The organism is Bacillota bacterium (assembly GCA_040754315.1).
Lineage (GTDB): Bacteria > Bacillota > Sulfobacillia > DUSP01 > JBFMCS01 > JBFMCS01.
This window is the reverse complement of sequence record JBFMCS010000036.1, coordinates 27361-47197: the sequence shown is the minus strand read 5'-3', so window position 1 is coordinate 47197 and position 19837 is coordinate 27361. Positions and strand designations below refer to the sequence as shown.

Annotated in this window: 22 protein-coding genes; 17 read left to right on the top strand and 5 right to left on the bottom strand. The window is 61.4% G+C overall.

The annotated features are described in order from the left end of the window. Nucleotides 1–156 precede the first annotated feature (156 nt). Together AB1576_07275 and AB1576_07270 are read left to right on the top strand one after the other, a co-directional pair. Nucleotides 157–726, top strand: coding sequence for a TIGR01440 family protein (locus tag AB1576_07275; protein ID MEW6081561.1), 570 nt, complete (start codon nt 157–159; stop codon nt 724–726). A 95-nt stretch (nt 727–821) separates the two neighbouring features. Continuing rightward, complete coding sequence (locus AB1576_07270) at nt 822–1334, top strand: response regulator (protein MEW6081560.1); 513 nt, start codon at nt 822–824, stop codon at nt 1332–1334. A gap of 467 nt (nt 1335–1801) precedes the next feature. Here the strand turns inward: AB1576_07270 and AB1576_07265 are convergent, their stop codons facing one another. Genes AB1576_07265 through AB1576_07255 form a run of 3 tightly spaced genes read right to left on the bottom strand, consistent with a single transcriptional unit; the run spans nt 1802 to nt 5371 of the window. Next, nucleotides 1802–2629 carry a histidinol-phosphatase gene (locus tag AB1576_07265; protein ID MEW6081559.1) on the bottom strand — a complete coding sequence of 276 codons (828 nt, stop codon included), beginning with the start codon at nt 2627–2629 and terminating at the stop codon, nt 1802–1804. Continuing rightward, the gene (gene serA / locus AB1576_07260; protein ID MEW6081558.1) at nt 2619–4226 is read right to left on the bottom strand and encodes a phosphoglycerate dehydrogenase; all 1608 of its coding nucleotides are present in this window, start codon (nt 4224–4226) and stop codon (nt 2619–2621) included. Before serA ends, AB1576_07265 begins: the two co-directional genes overlap by 11 nt. 2 nt (nt 4227–4228) lie before the next feature. After that, a complete protein-coding gene (locus AB1576_07255; protein MEW6081557.1) occupies nt 4229–5371 on the bottom strand; it encodes an alanine--glyoxylate aminotransferase family protein in 1143 nt (380 codons plus the stop codon). Between the two features lie 911 nt (nt 5372–6282). On the opposite strand from AB1576_07255, the gene AB1576_07250 reads away from it, so the two are divergent. Continuing rightward, the gene (locus tag AB1576_07250; GenBank protein MEW6081556.1) at nt 6283–6453 is read left to right on the top strand and encodes a small, acid-soluble spore protein, alpha/beta type; all 171 of its coding nucleotides are present in this window, start codon (nt 6283–6285) and stop codon (nt 6451–6453) included. A 7-nt stretch (nt 6454–6460) separates the two neighbouring features. Here the strand turns inward: AB1576_07250 and AB1576_07245 are convergent, their stop codons facing one another. Both AB1576_07245 and AB1576_07240 read right to left on the bottom strand, forming a co-directional pair. Continuing rightward, complete coding sequence (locus tag AB1576_07245; protein MEW6081555.1) at nt 6461–6892, bottom strand: Fur family transcriptional regulator; 432 nt, start codon at nt 6890–6892, stop codon at nt 6461–6463. A 347-nt stretch (nt 6893–7239) separates the two neighbouring features. Next, on the bottom strand, nt 7240–8952 hold the full coding sequence (locus AB1576_07240; GenBank protein MEW6081554.1) for a glutamine--tRNA ligase/YqeY domain fusion protein: 1713 nt from the start codon (nt 8950–8952) through the stop codon (nt 7240–7242). 780 nt (nt 8953–9732) lie between these two features. On the opposite strand from AB1576_07240, the gene AB1576_07235 reads away from it, so the two are divergent. The 14 genes from AB1576_07235 (at nt 9733) to AB1576_07170 (ending at nt 19826) form a co-directional block, all read left to right on the top strand. Further along, a complete protein-coding gene (locus AB1576_07235) occupies nt 9733–10077 on the top strand; it encodes a DUF1844 domain-containing protein (protein ID MEW6081553.1) in 345 nt (114 codons plus the stop codon). Between the two features lie 3 nt (nt 10078–10080). After that, the gene (locus AB1576_07230) at nt 10081–10758 is read left to right on the top strand and encodes a response regulator transcription factor (protein ID MEW6081552.1); all 678 of its coding nucleotides are present in this window, start codon (nt 10081–10083) and stop codon (nt 10756–10758) included. Next, a complete protein-coding gene (locus AB1576_07225) occupies nt 10751–12310 on the top strand; it encodes a PAS domain-containing sensor histidine kinase (GenBank protein ID MEW6081551.1) in 1560 nt (519 codons plus the stop codon). Before AB1576_07230 ends, AB1576_07225 begins: the two co-directional genes overlap by 8 nt. A 113-nt stretch (nt 12311–12423) precedes the next feature. Then, complete coding sequence (locus AB1576_07220) at nt 12424–12984, top strand: RNA polymerase sigma factor (GenBank protein ID MEW6081550.1); 561 nt, start codon at nt 12424–12426, stop codon at nt 12982–12984. Nucleotides 12985–13289: 305 nt separating this feature from the next. Next, nucleotides 13290–13616 (top strand): hypothetical protein, encoded by a 327-nt coding sequence (locus AB1576_07215; GenBank protein ID MEW6081549.1) that lies wholly within the window; start codon nt 13290–13292, stop codon nt 13614–13616. 58 nt (nt 13617–13674) lie between these two features. Further along, on the top strand, nt 13675–15678 hold the full coding sequence (locus AB1576_07210) for a complex I subunit 5 family protein (protein ID MEW6081548.1): 2004 nt from the start codon (nt 13675–13677) through the stop codon (nt 15676–15678). Between the two features lie 256 nt (nt 15679–15934). Beyond that, complete coding sequence (locus AB1576_07205; GenBank protein MEW6081547.1) at nt 15935–16438, top strand: Na+/H+ antiporter subunit E; 504 nt, start codon at nt 15935–15937, stop codon at nt 16436–16438. Beyond that, complete coding sequence (locus tag AB1576_07200; protein MEW6081546.1) at nt 16431–16700, top strand: monovalent cation/H+ antiporter complex subunit F; 270 nt, start codon at nt 16431–16433, stop codon at nt 16698–16700. The genes AB1576_07205 and AB1576_07200 overlap by 8 nt, the downstream gene beginning before the upstream one ends. A gap of 11 nt (nt 16701–16711) precedes the next feature. Further along, nucleotides 16712–17053, top strand: a complete 342-nt coding sequence (gene mnhG, locus AB1576_07195) for a monovalent cation/H(+) antiporter subunit G (protein MEW6081545.1) — start codon at nt 16712–16714, stop codon at nt 17051–17053. 4 nt (nt 17054–17057) lie between these two features. Beyond that, complete coding sequence (locus AB1576_07190) at nt 17058–17300, top strand: hydrogenase subunit MbhD domain-containing protein (GenBank protein MEW6081544.1); 243 nt, start codon at nt 17058–17060, stop codon at nt 17298–17300. Then, nucleotides 17297–17593 (top strand): hydrogen gas-evolving membrane-bound hydrogenase subunit E, encoded by a 297-nt coding sequence (gene mbhE / locus AB1576_07185; GenBank protein ID MEW6081543.1) that lies wholly within the window; start codon nt 17297–17299, stop codon nt 17591–17593. The genes AB1576_07190 and mbhE overlap by 4 nt, the downstream gene beginning before the upstream one ends. Further along, nucleotides 17586–18017, top strand: a complete 432-nt coding sequence (locus AB1576_07180; GenBank protein ID MEW6081542.1) for an MnhB domain-containing protein — start codon at nt 17586–17588, stop codon at nt 18015–18017. Before mbhE ends, AB1576_07180 begins: the two co-directional genes overlap by 8 nt. Then, on the top strand, nt 18010–18378 hold the full coding sequence (locus AB1576_07175) for a cation:proton antiporter subunit C (protein ID MEW6081541.1): 369 nt from the start codon (nt 18010–18012) through the stop codon (nt 18376–18378). The genes AB1576_07180 and AB1576_07175 overlap by 8 nt, the downstream gene beginning before the upstream one ends. Beyond that, nucleotides 18375–19826: a proton-conducting transporter membrane subunit gene (locus AB1576_07170; protein MEW6081540.1), complete on the top strand. Its 1452-nt coding sequence runs from the start codon at nt 18375–18377 to the stop codon at nt 19824–19826. Before AB1576_07175 ends, AB1576_07170 begins: the two co-directional genes overlap by 4 nt. Nucleotides 19827–19837: the final 11 nt, after the last annotated feature.

The following is a 19837-nucleotide window of genomic DNA, read 5'->3' as shown; positions in this document are numbered from 1 at the left end:
TGAGGGGACACACCCCAGGCCCGCCAGGGGGACATGCCTGACCGTGCAAAGCCTTGTAGGATACATGAGGGAAGACGCAGGACGATCCGCACCCGGTGGCGAGGACCGGTTCTGGTGTCCCCACGGTGGAAGGACGGCCTAGAAGGAGGACCCGGCATGATCGACTTTGAAAAGGTGCGAAGCCAGGTGGGGCAGGCGTTGGAGGGGGTTCTCGAGGTGGCTAGCCTCCAGCCGGGACAGATCTTTGTGCTTGGCTGTAGTTCCAGCGAGATCATGGGTGGCAGGATTGGGAAGAACTCCAACATGGAAGTGGGACGGATCGTGGTGTCCACCATCCTGCCGGTTCTAAAGGAAAAGGGAATCTACCTGGCCGTGCAGGGTTGCGAGCACATTAACCGTGCCCTGGCCATAGAGGAGGAGGCGGCACTTCGCCATGGGCTGGAGATAGTCACAGTGATCCCCGCTCCCCACGCGGGAGGCTCAGCCTCAGTGGCAGCCTACAACCTCATGGAGAACCCCGTGATGGTGGAGCGCGTGGTGGCCCACGCAGGCATGGATATAGGAGACACATTCATAGGGATGCACCTGAAGCACGTTGCCATTCCCGTCCGCCTCCCCATAACCAGTATTGGGGGGGCCCACCTGACACTGGCCAGGACCCGGCCAAAGCTCATCGGCGGAGAAAGGGCCATCTACAGGCGGGAGACGTACGTGAAGTACCTCTAAGAGGTTGGTGTCAGGTAATACAAAAGAGGGTTGTGGTTGAACCGGCTGGCGGCAGGATCTACAATAACAGGGGTTAGAACAGGCCAGGGATCACGATGGGGCGTACGGCGCTGGAGGCAGAACTCAGGCTGGCCTGGCGCGGAGCAATCCCCACGTGGTTTAGACCTGTGGGGGTTCCGGCGGCAGTGTGCTACGCGGGGTGGCTACAGGTGTATAACGTGCTGCTGGCCGACGACGAGGTCCTGGAAAGGACATATCTCAGGTTTATCCTGGAGAAGAGCCGGTTGTGCCGGTGCGTGTTTGAAGCATCGAAAGGCCAGGAGGCTGTTGACTTCGCCAGCTGCTACCCGGTGGATGTCACATTCATGGATGTCAGGATGCCAGTGATGAACGGTCTTGAGGCTATCCAGGCTATCAAGCGGGACCATCCTGACATTATTGTCATTGTGAACAGCGCCTACGCGAAGTTTGACCTTGCCAAGGAGGATGACTGCCTCATTGCCCAGGGGCACCCGTGGCCTGATCGTCCAGGGAGGGACGACTGGCAAGATCACTTGACCTCCCGGGTAAAGGAAAAACCCACCCCGCGACGGAAACCACAGCACTGAGGCCCGCAGTGCAGCCAATCCCTTAGTCCCCCTTGGTAAGTGCCTTTGCAGTGACTGCCTGCTAGAGGCTGAGCACCCTGTGCTCAACACCAACCTGAGAGCCGTCTCATCCCTGTGATTGATGCCAACCTGCGCCAGCTGGCGGGCACCGGGTGTTCCAGGCACACCTGGGCGGCATGACACCGGGCAGCACCTGCTCGGTATGTGGCATGAGCCTTACCGGGGGGCTCCCCATCGAACAGGACCCGCGATGACGCAGCCTGTTCACTTGCTCGCATGAGTTCGAGGGCCTGGAGAAGGCGTCCTTACCAGGCCTTCACCAGGAGACAATGCTTTCCTGTATCTAGGGCATGCTCGCGGCAGTCCTGGATTTCCTTGGGCAGGTTAACACTCAGCCCCGGTTTCAGTTTGAACCCTCTCCTGGCAGTACAATTAGGGAAACACACGCCCTCTAACCCTCCCTCGCCTCAGGGTGGGGGATCCGGGAGCGGGACCTGGTACGATTGTCTTCCATTCCAGCAGGTCAGCGTGGTGTACCCGGCCTCATACAGGGCAATGACCAGATCGCCCGCTTTGAACCCGGTCTCCCTGGGGTAATGGGCATCCGAGGCCGTCACCACGGGAATGCCCAGCTCCCTGGCCGTGCGCAGGTACCACCGGGGCGGGTAGGTCTCTTTGGCGGGTTTTCTCAGCCCTGCCGAACTGAACTCCATGCACATCCCGGCATTCCCGATCTCGGCCAAGGTCTCCCTGAGCAACCCATCGTATGGGAGACCAGGCCTTTGCCCGGCGGCCTTCACCACATCCAGGTGGCCCAGGATGTCGAAAAGGCCCGAGGAAACAGCCTCTTTGACCAGGCCAAAGTAGCGGCGGTAGATGGAATTCACCTCATTTTCGGGCCATGTCACATCCAGGTGATCAAAGGGGAAGGCCGTGCCATCACCCGCCAGGTCCCAGTGGACGGAGCCAATGACGTAGTCCCACGGGTGGCCCTCCAGGTAGTGCTGGGTTGCCTCCTCCTTTCCCCTGAGGTAGTCCATCTCTATCCCCAGCTTCACGGGGTATCCTCCGGCCTTAAGGGAGAGCACCAGGTTGACGAAGTCGTCTGTTCTCTCCGTGCAATACTGGGCGGCCCAGGGGATGTCCAGAAGGTGGCGAGCTTCTACGAACCGGTGTCCGTGTTCCACCAGCCCTACTTCCTGGATGCCCACCCTCTCGGCGGCCTCAAGGAACCGGAGGGCCCAGCCTCTTTCATAGGGACCGTTCTCCAGGTGGACGTGGTAGTCAAGGAACAATGGGATCAGCCCCCGCTTCCTTCAGGAGCTGCGCGGGGAGCTCCACAGCTCGGACACCGTGAACCCCCGGCACTCCGGCAATGCTGTTCGACAGGTCTCCGGGAACAGGCTCATCCACCTGGAGTATCATCAAGGCATCCCCACCCACTGACTTCCTGCCAACCTGCATGGAGGCTATATTCACCCTTCTTTCGCCCAGCAGGGTTCCTACCCTGCCAATGAGCCCTGGCCTGTCAGCATGCGGGCACACCAGCATGTGGGGAGAGGGAACAAACTCCAGGCTGTAGCCGTCCATCTCCACCACTCGGGCTTGGCCCGCAGGGGTCAAGATGCCGGAGACAGTCCTCAGCCTGTGGGCAGTTCCCGCCCGCAACTGGATCATCCAGGGGTGACCATGGTCCAGGTGGCGGGTCTCCGATACCTTGGTGCCTCGTTCCCTCGCCACCAGGGGTGCATTGATGTGGTTACACGGGGCGGCCACAGTGTTCTGGAGGAGCCCCTTGAGAATGTAGCTCGTGGCCAGGCTGGTGTTGTCACATTCCACGTTGGCGAAGGACACCTGGGCCTGTTCCAGTGCCCACGGGAAGACCTGGGCGTGCAGGAGTCCTAGCAGCTCGGCCAGGGGAATGAGAGGGCGCAGGGCACTCCAGTCTTCCCGAGAGAGCCTGGGCTGGTTCACTGCGCTCTCCACCGGGAGGCCCTTCAACGCCTTCAGGACCTGCTCTGCCACGTAGATGGCATTGTAATCCTGGGCTTCAACGGTAGACGCCCCCAGGTGAGGGGTCAAGACGACGTTGGGCAGGTCCACCAGGGGGCTCGGGCCCAGGGGCTCCTTGGAGAAGACGTCCAGGGCTGCCCCGGCTATCCTGCCCTCCTTCAACGCTTGGCATAGGGCCTTCTCGTCAACAACGCTGCCACGGGCGCAGTTGATCAGGCGCGCGGAGGGCTTCATGAGGGCGATCTCATCCCTTCCAATCATGCCCCTGGTCTCCCGGGTCAGGGGGCAGTGCAGGGTTACGAAGTCCGCCCTGGAAAGGGTCTCCTCCAGCGACACCTGGGAGATGTCCATCTTGGAGATCTGCTCGGGTGATATGTAAGGGTCGTAGGCGATGACTTCCATGCCCAGCGAACGTGCTCGCCTGGCAACCTCAAGTCCGACCTTGCCTGTGCCTATAACCCCCAGCACCTTGCCATTGAGTTCAGTGCCCATGAAGGCTTCTCTCTCCCACTGGCTCTTCCTTAGCGCCGCATCCGCCTGGGGTATGTTGCGCGCGATGGCGAACAATAGCGCAAGGGTGTGCTCACAGGCGGCCATCGTATTCCCCCCGGGCACATTCACTACCACTATGCCTCGGGACGTCGCCTCTTCCACGTCTATGTTGTCCACGCCCACCCCTGCACGCCCCACCACTTTGAGATTGTTCCCGGCCTGGAGCAATTCCCTGGATACCTTCGTCTGGCTCCTGACCACCAAGGCGTCACAGGTTGCCACCCGCTCTAGCAGTGCATCCCGTGGAAGGCCCGGGCAGTTGTCAACCTCGGCCTCGCTCAGCAAGAGATCCACCCCGGGCTGAGCTATGGCATCGGCCACCAGCACCTTCAAGTGCCCTCACCCCCTGCCTGGCGCGCTGCCTCCAGGGCCGCCGGCACATCCACAGTGGCACCCACGTCTCTTAACGCTAACCCCAGCCTCTCCAGGGCGGCCAGCACATGGCCGGTGGTGGCTGCTCCCATGTGGCCGAAGCGAATGATCTCTCCCTTCAGGTGTCCCTGTCCCCCCGCAGCCACCATGCCGTATCGTTCATTGAGAGCCTGCCTGACTTGGTCGGCGTTGATGCCGCCCGGCATCCTGAAGGCGGTCACCGTGGGTGAGGCACAAGACGCCATTCCCAGGGGGGGCGCACCCACGATCTCCAGTCCTGCCCTGGTCATCCTGGACATGGCGCGGTGACGGGCGAAAACACTTTCGAGCCCCTCTGCCTCTATGAGCCGGAGGGCCTCCAAGAGGCCGAACCACTGGGGCAACGCTGGGGTATAGGGGGTTTGGGACTTGAGGGCATCCCTAAGGTAGAGATTCCAGTCCCAGTAGTACCTCGGGCGGGGGTTACGGGCAGCAGCCGCCTGGGCCCGGGGGCTGAAGGCCACCAGAGCCAGCCCGGGCGGGGTCATCAAGGCCTTCTGAGAGGCACTTACCAGGACATCAATGCCCCATTCCCTCATGTTCACGGGTATTCCACCCAGGGAGCTCACGGCGTCGACCACCAGGAACACACCGGTGCTGGCCAGGGCTCGGCCCACCCCTTCCAGGTCTAGGCAGGTTCCCGTGGAGGTCTCGTTGTGCGTCACGAAGACCGCCTTGGGCCCCGCGGTCTCGATGTGAGCACGAATAGCCTGGGGATCTGGGACCTCTCCCCAGGGCACATTGAGGTTTGTGACGCTGATGCCAGCCCCCCGGCATATATCGGCGAAGCGATGCCCAAAGGCTCCCATGGCGACCACTAGCGCGCTCTCCCCGGGTTCAAGGAGGTTCACTGCCGCGCACTCCATGGCGCCTGTGCCGGATCCGGGCAGGATCAGAATCCCCCCATCGGTGTTCAAAAGAGGCTCGAGGGCCGCCTGGACCTCCGAAAAGAGGCGTTTAAATCCCTCACCTCTATGGTTTATCATTGGCCTGGACATGGCTTGTGCCACCGCCTGGGGGACCTCAGTGGGTCCAGGCAACATGAATACGGTTTCCAACATGGTTTCTCTCCTTTCATTAGATAATCGAAAGCCCCGCCCCTGAAGCGACGAAACGCTCTTCAGGGACGGGGCCATATGCCCGCGGTGCCACCCCGATTGACCTAGAAGGCAGGTCCTCTCTCACAAGATCTTAACGCGATCCGAGCGGCCAGCTCATCGCTGGCTCCTCTGGAGTGGAGGCCACGATCCGGTGTCCCGCCGGTTCTCAGCTGTGCCGGTTCTCTGTGGGGATGCCGAGGGAGGGGCTTCTCCTTCATCGGGGGCTGCTTTTTCACTAGTATAGGGGAGAGAGTAACAAAATGCAACATAAGTTGTGCACAATATCATGGCTCATCGCGGGACGCCTTCAAGGACATGAGAATAATACCGCGAAGCTTGGGGACCTCATAGCCCAAGAGGGCTGCCAGGTTGAGGGTGAGCCCCGAGATCCCCCAAAACGCCCATCTTGACATCCTCCTCGGGCTCGAGTGCGAGGATTCCTGGAAGCTCACGCCTTTTCCGGTTCCTGCTTCATCGCCCGTGCGTTCCCTAAACAGGAGCCTTGAGCCTACCACGGATCCATAGGCACTTCATGCGGTCCCGCGGTACAGGCTCGCCAGGCCTAAAGGTCAAGGAGGGAAGCCCCTTTGCTTCGATGTTTCACGCTGCGTTCTCGTCCCGGTCGTGAATGACCCCTCACTCAGGGCGTGTTCCTGACCGAAAGCCACATTTTGTTCATCCTGTAACCGCAGTAGTCGTGAGAGGGCTTGCCGGACGAAAACCACTGGCCAATTTTCCACCAGTTGTCTAACAGCTACCACGCTCTCCGGGATGAATTCCGAGGCTTTCGCCGCGACTCTTCATAATAGGGGGATATCGGGGAAATACTTTAACTGCCGCCGGGATGGAGGTGAACTGTTCTGGCGAAACTCATGTCCGAGAGGCTCAAGGAGCAACTCGCCGAGGAAATGGGTATTGCCCATGTGGTGAGGACCGAGGGATGGGGGTCTGTTCCCTCGCGCCACTGTGGAAACCTGGTGAGGCTCGCCATACAGAACGCCGAAAGAGCCCTCACAGGGCGTCCAGGTGGTAACGGGGCTTAGGCCCCGTTTATTCTTGGCACCCGGGGCAGATGCCGTAGAGGTAGAGCTCGGGCCTTTTCACGGCGAAAGGGGTGACTTCCCTGGCGTGCTCGACCAGGCGGGGCAGCCACTGGAAATCTATTACGGGGTCTACCAGGTCATCCATCCTTCCGCACCTGGAACATACCAGGTGGCAATGGGGCTCGGTGTTGGCATCGTATCGCTTGCCACCGCCGTGGGCATCCAGCTGGCTTACTAGGCCCGCAGTCTTCAGCATTTCCAAGGTCTTGTAGACCGTGGCAAGGCTGAGGGTGGGAAAGTCGCCCCTGAGGCTGTGAAATATCCTCTCGGCTGTCGGGTGTTTGTGTGTGTCCATCAATGCCTTCAGGATGGCTAGCCGCTGTGGCGTCGCTTTGAAGCCCTTGCCGCGGAGAAGGGAAGATAGTTCACCCTGGTTCACTCGCTCGACACCCCTACCGTTCGGATAATTCTTCTGAAATAACTATTACACTTTCATGGTATATCTTTGTGCTTAGCATGTCAACGTATCCAGCCGCGGTCTCCCATTGATCATGCCTAGGCGTGCCAGCGCCCCACTGGGGTCCGGTCACCCACTTCGTTTACCCCGTTTTCTCTTTCCGCGTACCTGGGCATAAACAGGCGCACCTGTCTTGGTGTAGTCAAGCGGTAGCAGGTTCCCCACGATGATGATAGCCGGGCATTCTGCAAGTTTTCGCAATAATGTCGCCCGTAATCTACATTTTTATGGGCTCTCCGCACAACTCCAGGCTCACGTCTGCATAAAGCCTACTGCGACCTCTGAACCTGGGCCCACGTGTCCCGCAGGGTTACGATGCGGTTGAACACTAGCCTGCCCCCCTGGGAGTCAACCGGGTCCAGGTAGAAGTACCCCTGGCGCAGGAACTGGAAGCGGCTTTCGGGAGCGACCCCGGCCAAGCCCGGCTCGACCATGCAGCCGGTCAAGACCTCTAGTGAGCCGGGGTTGATATGGGCCGTGAACTCAGTGTCCTGGGGTCCTTCCTCCGGGTTCTCGATAAGAAAGAGCTTGTCGTATAGGCGGACGGTGGCGGGTATGGCGTGCCGGGCAGAGACCCAGTGGATGGTGGCTTTGGCCTTGCGCCCGCCGGAAACGTCCCCGCTCCTGGTGGCCTGGTCGTAGGTGCAACGAAGCTCTGTGATCTGGCCGGTGCTTTCGTCCTTGACCACCTGCTCGCACTTGATGATGTAAGCGCCCTTGAGGCGTACCTCGCGCCCGGGAGCTAGCCGGAAGAACTTCAAGGGAGGAACCTCCATAAAGTCATCCTGCTCCACGTAGAGCTCCCGGCAAAACGGAACCTCACGATAGCCGGTGTCCGGGTCTTCCGGATTGTTCTCTACCTTCACCCACTCGATCTCTCTTTCAGGGTAGTTGGTGATGATCACTTTCAAAGGCCTGGTGACGGCCATGACCCGGGGCGCCCGCCTGTTCAGGTCCTCGCGGATGCAGTGTTCCAGGAAGGCCATGTCCACCACGCTGTCGCGTTTGGCCACGCCGATCTGCTCACAGAAGCTCCAGATGGCCTCGGGCGTGTAGCCCCGGCGGCGGATCCCGGCGATGGTGGGCATGCGGGGATCATCCCAGCCACCCACATGACCTTCTTCCACCAGCCGACGTAACTTGCGTTTACTCATGACCGTGTAGTTGGTGTTGAGCCGGGCGAACTCGATCTGTTTGGGGCGGCCCACGACGCCGGGTATCCCTCTGAAGTCCACGTGGTCCAGCACCCAGTCGTACAGTGGGCGGTGGTCACAATACTCCAGGGTGCAGATGGAGTGGGTGATGTTCTCCAGCGCGTCGCCCAGAGGGTGGGCATAGTCGTACATGGGGTAGATGCACCACTTGTCCCGGGTACGGTGGTGATGGGCGAACAGGATGCGATAGAGAACCGGGTCGCGCATGTTGAGGTTGGGAGAGGACATGTCGATCTTAGCCCGCAGGGTGCGCGACCCTTCCGGGAATTCCCCGGCTTTCATGCGTTCGAACAGGTCCAAGTTCTCCTCGACCGGACGGCTCCGGTACGGGCTTTCCCGTCCGGGTTCGGTGAGGGTTCCCCGGTACTGGCGGATTGCTTCCTGGCTCAGGTCGCATACGTAGGCTTTACCCTTCCTGATGAGCTGCACGGCGAAGTCGTAGAGATGGTCAAAGTAGTCGGAGGCGAAGAATAGCCGGTCTCCCCAGTCGATGCCCAGCCACTTCACGTCGCGGATGATGGAATCTACAAATACCTGGTTTTCCCGGGTGGGGTTGGTATCGTCAAACCTGAGGTTGAAAAGCCCGTTGTTCCTCGTGGCTAGCCCGTAATTCAGGATTACGGACTTAGCATGACCGATGTGCAAGTACCCGTTGGGCTCCGGCGGGAAACGGGTATGTACCCGACCGCCGTTCACCCCCTGGCTCAGATCCTTGTCGATGATGGCCTGGATGAAGTTGCTACATGCTTCCATCTGGGTGCTCGCCATGGTATATCCCTCACTTTGCGGGCTTCCTGTACTAACGGCGGGTGTTGTCCCCGTCGCCGTCTCTGACCATCACGCCCTGAACTCATCTGGGAATCAGGCCCGGTCACCCAGATCCTATCTCCCCAGGCTATTGTTGCCGATTCCCGGTCTCTCTACGCTACGTCCGGACCCTCCGCCATGGTGCATCATCGGGCCCGGGCAGGGAAGACGAGCACCTGTCCCTCTTTCGACAAATCATACTGCACATCCTGCTACCAAGCAGGATTGGCGCCCCTCCCGTTTTCATCTGAGCGTCAGAAGCCCGGCGCGGGGTCACCATCGCGTTGGTGCTTACCCCCAGGGGATACCCCTCTTACTGGAAGGTCCTCCCTGGCAACACGCCGGATGTATCCCGACGGTCGCTGGCCTCTTGCATGATCTCAAGGAGAGGTTTTCAATCAGGGACTGCCTGCTGGTCTTTGACCGCAGCGATGAAGATTTCTTCCTCGTACATCCAGCATTTCGGATACTACAAGTATCTTAGACATCTCCGCCCATGCATACTCTTTGGGCCTATATATCTTTGTGCCTAGCATGTCAACGTATCCAGCCTCGGTCTGTCCTATTGACCATGCCTAGGCATGCCGGTGCCCCACTGGGGTCCGGTCACCCACTTCGTTTACCCCCCTGCCCCCCTGGACCTGCCTGCGCTCCCACTCAGGCCCAGGGCCACCTGGGAGGATACTCCGGGACGCGCGCAGAATCCTTAGTGCCAACGAGAAGTGAATGGAGGGACCACGGATGGAGAATGAGGATGCCCAGAATCCACAGGGGTCCGGCGAAGAGGGGACGGATGACGGGCAGAGCATACAGGGGTTTCCCCTTGAGGCACTGACCTCAAACTACCTGGTTCAATGGTTCATTGCCACCCTGGCGGCCAAGGCATGGGAATCCATGGGCCTTGTGGCCAACCCTCTCAGCCAAGAGGTAAAGGTGGACCTGAAACAGGCCCGGGTTGCAATCGATGCCGTTAGCGCACTGGCCCCGGTGATTGAGGGCGATATGGATGCGGAAGAGGCCTCCAGGCTGAAGGCGCTTCTCAGGGACCTGAGGATTAACTTCGTGGAGAAGAGCAAGGATTCGTAGGGAGTGGGACCGTTGGAAAGCATCAGGGTGCTCCTGGCCGACGATCACCCGGTGGTGAGAAGAGGCACCCGTGAAGTGCTGGAGCAAGAGGAGGACATTCACGTGGTGGGGGAGGCGGGCAGCGGAGAGGATGCAGTCGCCCTGGCGCTGGAACTCGGGCCGGATGTGGTGCTCATGGACATATCCATGCCTGGGATGAACGGACTCGAGGCGACCCGCGCCATAAGGGAGGCGTTGCCGCAAACTGTGGTGCTGGTGTTCACGGCATACGATGATGACCAGTACATATCCGCCATGTTCGACGCGGGTGCATCAGGCTATCTCCTGAAGAACGTCCGGGGCAAGGACCTCCACCATGCCATCAGGGCGGTTTACCATGGCGAGGCCGTGCTGGGTCCCGAGGTGGCTAGGAAGGTATTCAGGGGCTTGCAGGACACCAAGGGCCGGGAGCCCGGAGGTGTAATCCCCCTGAGCCAGAGGGAACTGGAGGTGCTATCACTGGCCGCTGAGGGTCTGGCCAACAAGGAGATCGCTGAAAAACTGGGCCTTAGCCCCAGGACCGTCCAGGGACACCTGGCCAAGGTGTTCCAGAAGATGGGGGCATCCTCCAGGACCGAGGCGGTGACGGAGGCTCTCATGAAGGGCTGGATAAGGCTGAGAGAGGCAAAGAGCCATGGGTGACCTTGGAGCCAGGGTTCAGGGGATCCTTCTGGATCTGGTCCAGTCTGTGCTGGATGTCACGTCGGGCGAGGGCTACAGGGCCGTTGCCCACGGGGTTGTGGACCTGTTTGGCGCGGAGGGGGCCGCACTTTTCCTGTGCGACATGGAGGAGCGGTCCCTCTTCCCCGTGGCCGTAGTGGCCCGGGACGAGTCGGCCCCCATTGTTGAGGAACGCATCGCACTGAGGATGAGCAAGCACGGAACCCTTTACAGGGCCCTGGGCTCCACTACCCCTGTTCACATTGAGGAGGGAGCCCCGGGGAGGGGTGAGACCGCAGTGGCCCTCTCCCTGGCGGGTCCCGTGTCCATACTTCCCCTCAGCCATAAGGGAATGCCCCTGGGGCTCCTGCTCCTGGCCTTCCCCGCTGGCAGGCAGCGGCCTTCCGACGACGAACTTGGGGTGCTCATGACTCACCTAGGCTGGGCCCTGGGGAGGGCTACGGAATTCGAAGACGTCAAGCGTTCGGAAAAGAAGTACCGGGCCCTGGCGGAGCAGGCCAGCGACCTGGTGTTTGCCCTGGATGCCGTGGGACGGATTACCTACCTCAACTCCCGGGTCAAAGATGTGCTGGACTACGAACCAGGAGACCTTGTGGGGCGGTTCATCAGCTCCCTTCTCAGCCCTGGCAGCTGGGAGGAAAGCCTGCAGGTCCTGCGCAGGGCCTTATCCGAGGGGAAGAAGCGCATATTCTGCCGTTGGGAGGCCCAGAAGCGCCGGGGCGGCACGGTGATCCTGGACGTGCACTCCTCGATCCTCCTCAGGGATTCAAGATATGTAGGGCAACAGGGCATAGCCAGGGACAACACTGAAATCAACCGGATGGAAGAGGAACTCGAGCGCTCCCACCAGACACAGATGGCCCTGAAGGACTACATAGCCCTGGTTACCAGGGTACAGGAGGAGGAGAGGCGCCGCATAGCCAGGGAACTCCACGATGAGACAGTCCAGAGCCTCACAGCCATATCCAGGGGGCTGGACATCTGCGTGGACCAGGATGACAGGTCCGAGATGGAGCGCAAGGCCCAGGAGCTGCGGGGCATGGCTGACCAGGCCCTGGCCAGCCTGCGGCGTTTCATAAGGGATCTGAGACCCGCGGTCCTGGACGACCTCGGCCTGCGGGCGGCCCTGGAAGGCGCTGTATCCGAGGTGAGGAGACGGGGCCTGGAGGCCCACCTGGACGTCAGGGGGGTCGAGCGCCGCCTGGCCCCTGAGGCTGAGGTTGCCCTATTTCGCATTGCCCAGGAGGCGGTGGGCAATGCCACCAGGCACGCGCAATGCCAGAGCATCCAGGTGTGCCTGGAGTTTCAGGGGTCGGGAGTAACCCTGTGTGTGAGGGACGACGGGAGGGGTTTCGAGGTCCCGGGCGATGTGTCTTGCTTGGCCAAGACCGGTTGCCTGGGGCTTTTAGGGATGAGGGAGAGACTAGACCTGGTGCAAGGCAGCCTCGAGGTGTCATCCTCCCCCGGGGGTGGAACCCGGGTGGTGGCCCGGGTGCCAGAGCCAGTGTTCTAGGCCGAACGGCCTCAGGCCAAAATGCCTGCCCGAAACGGGCCTTCCAGCTCTTGGGCCCGTTTACCGCCATCTGGTACTCTTTCCTCATAGAGGCAGGAATGGGAGGCGATAGGGTGGCCGTCGCGGCGGTTAATGCAGGGCAGGGCAGCCAGGCGATGTTCGAGGATGTGTTCTCCGCGTACAGGAAGCGGGTCTACGGCTACGCCCTTAGGCTTGTGGGAGACCCACATGACGCCGAGGATGTCACCCAGGAGACCTTTCTCAAGCTCTACCGGTCCATGCATACCTTCAGGGGGGAGTGCTCCATTGAGACGTGGGTGTTCCGCATAACTGCCAACGCCTGCGTGGATAGCCTGCGCTCATCCCGCAGGCGCGAGGTGCTGTGCCTTGATGGCCAAAGAGACCAAGAGGCCCCAGTGCCCCAGTTAGTGGGCTCCGCGCCTGACCCGGCGGAGGTGGCGGAAGGGGTGGACATCCGTGAGGGGGTCGTTGAGTGCCTAAACCGGCTCGAGCGGGACCAGCGCAAGGTCCTGGTTCTCAGAGAGGTTAGGGACCTGAGTTACACGGACATTTCCCGGGAGATGGGGTGCCCCTTAGGTACCGTCAAATCCAAACTTAACAGGGCAAGAGCCGCACTGAAGAGGGCGGTCACGGAGAACCTGACCTGCCTTTAGTTGTGGGTTTCACTTCCCCGGGGCGAGGCTTCTTGCCCCCTTCAGGCCTTCCTTCCCCTCCCGGTGGTGCCATTTCCTGCCAGCCAGGCCACCCATTTGTTAGTTACGTAACGAACTAAGTTCAGAAAAATATGAAATATGCAGAAACAGTATTGCCATGTCACCCCTCGCATCGTATATTCTTATTAAGGATTGTGCCCTCCTCCCAGAAATCTCTTTGGCTCACGGTAGGCACTCGTGCTCCTTCAAGGGAGGCGCAGCCAAGGGCAGCCCGGCCTGGGGCTGCCATGAGGGGGGTGGACAGGATGACAAAGGGTACAGGTTATGGCCCCCGGGGTGACCTGACGCTGGAGGGGGCTGAGATCAGCCAGGGAGACCCTGCGGCTTCGCCCTGGGCCCTGGGCCCGGCGAACCCGCCGCGGCGCCCTCGCAATGCCTTCTACTTATCCCTGAGGGTCCGGTGCATAGTGGGAGCCGTGGCTGGTATCTTCCTGGGCAGGCTGGCTATGGGGGCGGGGCAAGGGAGGTACTTCCTCATCTTCGTTGGGCTGGGGTTTGTCTTGGGCTTCTGCCTTACCTACTACGCCTCCACGGTGTGGCAACGAATGGGGTCAACTGGGAACGCGCCCTAGGCGCCACTGAGCCTGGCGCGTTGAGCAAGTAGTTGGGGATACCAGGGGGGAAGTGTAGATGACACCTGTTCCGGCCACAGCCACGGCGATAAGCGCGCTGCCTGCGCTGGTGCCACTGGTGCCCATGATCATGGCCTTTCCCGTTTACGCAGTGGCAGCCAGGGAAAAACGCGCTGGGGCCATCCTGGCGGTGGCGACGGGCCTGTTCGCCGCCGGGATGGGCGCGTTCCTGCTAGCCCTGGCTACCAGGGGTGGCGTAGAGGCCAGGCTGAGTGCGGTGGGATACGGTATCCTCCTCAGGGCCGATGCCGTAGGCGCCAGCGTGGCGCTGGTGGGAGCCACCGCGTGGTCACTGGCGTTGCTGTTCTCCCTCGACTACATGAAGCACGAGCGCTCCCTTCCCCGTTACTGGTCCTTTATGGTCTTCACCATGGGGGCCACCCTGGGCGTCTTCTTGTCTGGCGACCTCTTCACCCTCTTCGTATTCTTCGAACTGATGACCTTCGCCTCTTACGCCCTGGTGGTCCACAACGAAGACCCCGAAGCGCTGTCGGCGGGCCGCCTCTTCCTTTTCATGGGTGTGGCTAGCGGCCTTTGCCTGGTGTTTGCCGTCATGGTGCTGGGTCACGCAGGCGGCTTGGACCTGGCCGCCCGCCATGGAACAGCCCTGGTCTCCGCAGGATACCTCGAGATGGCCACCATCCTGGTGGTGCTGGGCTTTGGCGTGAAGGCAGGGGTGTTTCCCCTGCACATATGGCTCCCCCGGGCTCACCCTGTGGCTCCGGCCCCGGCCAGTGCCGTCCTGTCGGGCGTGCTGATCAAGGCGGGTGCCTACGGCATTCTCCGCATGTTCCTTCTTGTCCTGGTGCCCGGCTACCCAGCGGGGCACGGGCCATGGGCACTGAACAGCGGTGCCCTTCTTCTGGGGATAGGCCTTGTCACACTGGTCTCAGGTGGCGTCATGGCGGTTTTCCAGGACAACGCCAAGCGGATCCTAGCCTACAGTTCCGTAAGCCAGGTGGGCTACATCGTCACGGGCATTGGCGCTGCGACGGTGCTGGGGGCTGAAGGTGCTACAGGCTTCGGGGGTGCCTTCCTCCACATCCTGAACCACATGGTGTTCAAGACCGCCGCATTCCTGATGGTGGGGTACCTCTACATGATCACCCACGAGACCAGTGTGACCCGGATAAGGGGCATGCGTCGATACCTCCCGGCCAGCATTGCCTTCCTGGCGGTCTTCGGGGCCATCACTGGGCTGCCTGGCTTCAGCGGTTTCGCCAGCAAGACCCTGATTCACCACGCTCTTGCCGAGGCATACCACGAGAATCACCTGGCATGGCTCCTGGTGGCTGAGAAGGTCTTCGTGGTGGGCAGCTCTTTTACGGTTGTGTATTTCCTCAAGCTTGGGCACGTCTTCCTGGGCGCCCCGGCCCAGCGGACTGTGACTCCTCCCAGGATATCTGGGGCTGTGTTGCACGTCTTGAGCCTCCTGATACTCCTGGTGGGGTTCTTCCCACAGCAGGTCATCAACCTTGCAGTCCTTCCGGCCGCCGCGTCCCTTGGGTATCAGCACGGGTTGGACCACCTGGCCCACGCTGATCTCTTCCAGTGGTCGAACCTCCGGGACGTCATGGTTCCCTTCATCCTGGGAACCTGTATCTACCTGGCCGGTTCGAGGCTGGGCCTCCTCAACAGGAGGCCTCCAAACCTCAGCGTGGAGAGCCTTGTCTATAAGCCGCTCCAGGCTGGCGCCTGGGGCCTTGTCCGGGCCGCCGGCCGTCTCGAAAGGTCAATAGGGTTCTTCTACACGCCCGTGGGGTCATGCGCCTGGACTGTGGTGGGCAGGGTCGCCCGGCTTGACCGTGGTCTTGACCAGGGCTACCAGGAGATAGCCCGCCGCGCCCAGGATGCGGCTTCAGGCATTGGCGAAGAGGGACTGCCAGACCTCTCCCAGTTTACGGAACGCAGGATGTCGGACCTGAATGTCGCCATACTCCTGCAGGCGCTCACCCTCACAGCGTTGGTTGTCATCCTGGTGCTTGCCAAGGCCTACATGTAAAGTCGCGCCCCAGGAATGGCCCATCCCACAGGGGCGCCCTGGGCAATGTCCTCACCCTGGCAGGGTGGGCGTGGCGCCTTGCCTGGGAGCCCGCTGCTTCCCTCCTTTCCCCTGGGACACCAGACAATCCCGCCCCCGGGTTAAAATGCAGGACAATTCTGATTCGAGCCCCAAGTCGGTAATTATGTTGTCACGGACCAGTTGCTGTGCTATATTAGCTCATAGGTTTCGACAAATCGGCTGAAGGTGTGCGTCCATGGTTAGGATGCCAGGTTATGCTGGGACGTTCCTGGTCCTCTGGGTCTTTTGGACCATCCTCTTGGGGCGGCGCGACTGGGCCAGCCTGTTGCTGGGCACCGGCGTGTGCGCCCTTGTGACCCTTTTCTCGAGGGACCTTTCCTTTAGAAAGGGCGAGGGTATTTCCCTGAACCCCAGGGTCATGGTGGATGGGCTTGCCTATCTTGGCATCCTGCTAGTGGAGATAGTGAAGGCCAACATCCAGGTGGCGGCCGTAGTGCTAAATCCCAGGCTTCCCATAGCCCCGACCATCGTCCGCTTCCGGTCCCGCCTCAAGACGGACCTAGGCAAGGCGGCCCTGGGTAACAGCATTACCCTTACACCGGGCACCGTCACCATCGAGGCGGCGGGCGATACCTTCACGGTCCACGCCCTCACGCTGGAGGTTGCCCAGACTATGGGCGACCGGCTGTTTGAGGGGCGTCTCCTTGGGATTGAGGCCGGGGGTGAGGCCCGTGAGTGAGGGCTTCTTTCTCGGGGCCGCCTTCGTCCTTGCCTTCCTGGCATGGCTGTCATTCTACAGGGCCGCAAGGGGCCCTTCCGCGGCGGACAGGATTGTGGCCATCAACGTGATAGGCACAAAGACCCTAGTCATTCTCGTCCTGGTGGGTTTCGCTCACCAGGAGATGAGCATCTTCCTGGACGTGGCGCTGGTGTATGGCCTGATAAGTTTCCTGGCCACTGTGGGGTTGGCCCAGTACTTCTCCAAGGGGAGCCTGTTCTAGGGGGTAATGGCTTGGAGATCCTGAAGAACGCACTAGTGGTCTTCCTGGTCCTGGGCGGCATCTTCTTTTTTGCCGTGGGAACCCTGGGGCTCCTTAGGCTGCCCGATGCCCTCACCCGGATGCACGCCGCGGCCAAGGCTGATACCCTTGGGGCTGGCATGGTGCTCCTCGGGGTTGCGCTCCAGGCTGGTCCCACGGCCCTGAGCCTGAAACTCCTGGTTATCGTGGCCTTCGTCTGGTTCACATCCCCCACCGCCACTCACGTGATGGCCAGGGTTGCGTACAGGGACACCGTGTTCACCCCCATTGTTGCGCATAGGGTGGACCTGGAGGATATCGAGAAGGGAGACTGAGGACATGGCGGCGGCGTTCAGTCTCGTGCTCTTGCTGTTCTTGGTGGTGGCGGCAATCCTTGTGTCAAGGATCCGGGACCTTGTGGGCGCCACCATCGTTTTCGCCGCCTATAGCCTGGTCATGGCCATGGTGTGGCAGCGGCTGGAGGCGCCTGATATAGCCATAACGGAGGCGGCAGTTGGGGCGGGGGTAACCTCCCTCCTCTTCCTGGCGGCCATCTCCCGGACCAGGAGGTATGAGGAGTGAGAAACGCCGTCACCCTCTTGGCCATGTTGATCCTCGGGGCTATGCTGCTGGTGGTTGCAGGTGGTATGCCGCCCTTCGGCGACCCTGGCGCCCCTGTGCAGAATGCCCTGCCTGAGCGGTTCACGGGCTCGGTTTTAACCGAAACGGGCGCAGCCAACAGCGTTGCCGCAGTGGTCCTGGACTATAGGGGCTACGACACCCTGGGGGAGGCCACGGTTCTCTTCACGGCGGTCTCGGCAGCCATGGCCGCCCTGGCGGCGATGGCCGAGAAAGGGGGAAAGAGCGGTGGATGACGTGATCCTCCGCACGGTGAGCCGGGTACTCATCCCCTTCATAATGGTGTTCGGGGCGTACGTGGTCTTCCACGGCCACGTGTCACCGGGTGGTGCCTTCGCGGGAGGGGCGTTAATGGCCTCCGCCTTCATCCTGGGCTCTATGGCCCTGGGGCAATCCTCGGGAGTGGGCAGGTCCTGGGGGGCAGCCTCGAGGGTCCTGGAATCCGCCGGGGGCATCTGGTACGTGTTCCTGGGGTTCATAGGTATAGCCTTGGGCACCGGGTTCCTGTCCAACGCCGTTGCGGGCTTTCCCCTGGGACGCGCAGGGTACCTGATGTCCGGGGGCTTGATACCCCTGCTCAGCATCGGCCTGGGCATAAAGGTCACGGCTACCCTGGTGTCGCTCTTCAGGACCCTGGCGAGGGGGTACCAAGATGATTGAGGCCCTCTGGCTAAACCTCCATTACGCGGTGGCGGTCACGGTGTTCCTCATTGGGTTTCACACCATGCTGACCCATTCCAACCTCATAAAGAAGATTATGGGGATGAACATCATGGAGACAGCGGTGTTCCTCCTGTTCATATCGTCCGGCTACACCCAGGGCGCGAGGGCCCCCATCATTTCTGGGGAGGGACAGGGAGTCCTCTGGGTTAACCCGGTTCCCTCAGCGCTCATACTCACAGGGATCGTGATAGCGGTGAGTACCACGGCCTTTGCCCTGAGCCTCATCGTCTCCCTCTACGGGAAGTATGAGACACTGGACGCTGACAAGTTGTCTCGAGCGAGGATGATGGGCAAATGACCCTGAACGACCTACCTGTCATTATGGTGGCAGCCATGCTAATGGGCGCATATATTGTGCCCCTGGCTTCCCCGGCCCGTCTCAAGGGCGCCGTATGGCTGGCCCTTGGGCTCATCCTGGCATGCTTCATCGCCTCCCTTGTACTGGCCTGGGCAGTCATGTCCGGTGGTCCCATCGTCTACTCCCTGGGAGGCTGGGCGGCACCCTGGGGCATTGAGGTGGGTGTTGATGGGCCTGTTGGATTCATGCTGGGCACTGTCACCCTTCTGTCCCTGGTCTCCCTGGGTTACGCCTATGCGGGGCTTCAGGATGAGGTGGGGGAGAAGGCGCTCCGGTGGTTCTGGACCCTGTGCCTTCTCCTGGTGGCATCCATGATGGGCATCGTCATGGCCAGGGACCTCTTTAACCTGTTCGTGTTCGTGGAGATTGCGTCCCTGGCGGCCTGCGGCATAGTTTCCGTGAAGGGTGACGGCCCGGCCCTGGAGTCAACCCTGCGCTACCTGATCCTGAGCGCGCTGGGCACCGGCGCCCTTCTCTTTGGTGTGGCCCTGACCTACATGGCCACCGGGCACCTGAACATGGTGTTCATATCCGGCGCCATGGCCGGAGCCCTGGCCAGGTACCCCGGGAACATCTACGCGGCCCTGGGGTTCATCACCGTGGGGCTCGGGGTGAAGGCGGCCCTCTTCCCGCTACACACGTGGCTGCCCGACGCCCATTCAGACGCCCCGACCCCCTCCAGCGCCCTCCTTTCAGGCCTGGTGGTGAAGGTGTTTGCCTTCGCCTACTGGAGGGTTCTCACCATGGCCATGGCCCCTGCCCTGAGCGCCGTTCCCGTGGAGGGGTTTGTCGTGGCCCTGGGCGCCATGGCCACCGTGGCCGGCTCCGTGCTGGCCGCCGTGCAGCACGATATTAAGCGCCTCCTGGCCTACTCCACCGTGGCCCAGGTGGGCTGCATCTTCATAGGCTTCGGTCTCGGGGGGCAACAGGCGGTCACGGGTGCGCTCTTGCACGTACTCTACCACGGGGCTATGAAGGCAGGCCTCTTCCTGGCAGCCGGCTCCGTGATAGTAGCCACGGGGAAGCGCAGCGTGGAGGACATGGCGGGCTTGGGGAAAACCTTACCGGTGCCCATGGCAGTCTTCCTGGTGATGGCCCTCTCTATGGTGGGGATCCCCCCCCTGGCAGGATTCAACAGCAAGTGGTACATGGTGATGGGCGCCCTGGAGCAGGGGCAGCCCCTGGTTGCCATAATAATAGTGCTGAGCAGTGCCCTGACACTGGTCTACATGTACCCGGTGCTGGCCAGGGCCTACTTTATGGCGGGCCGGGCCCCGGCTCTAAGGGTGGGTTGGCCGTCACAGGTTCCCATGCTGGTCCTGGCAGCCCTGGTAGTGATACTTGGGTTCGTGCCCGCGGGTGCCCTGGGCCTTGCTGCGGTTCCGTGAGGAAGCCCCGG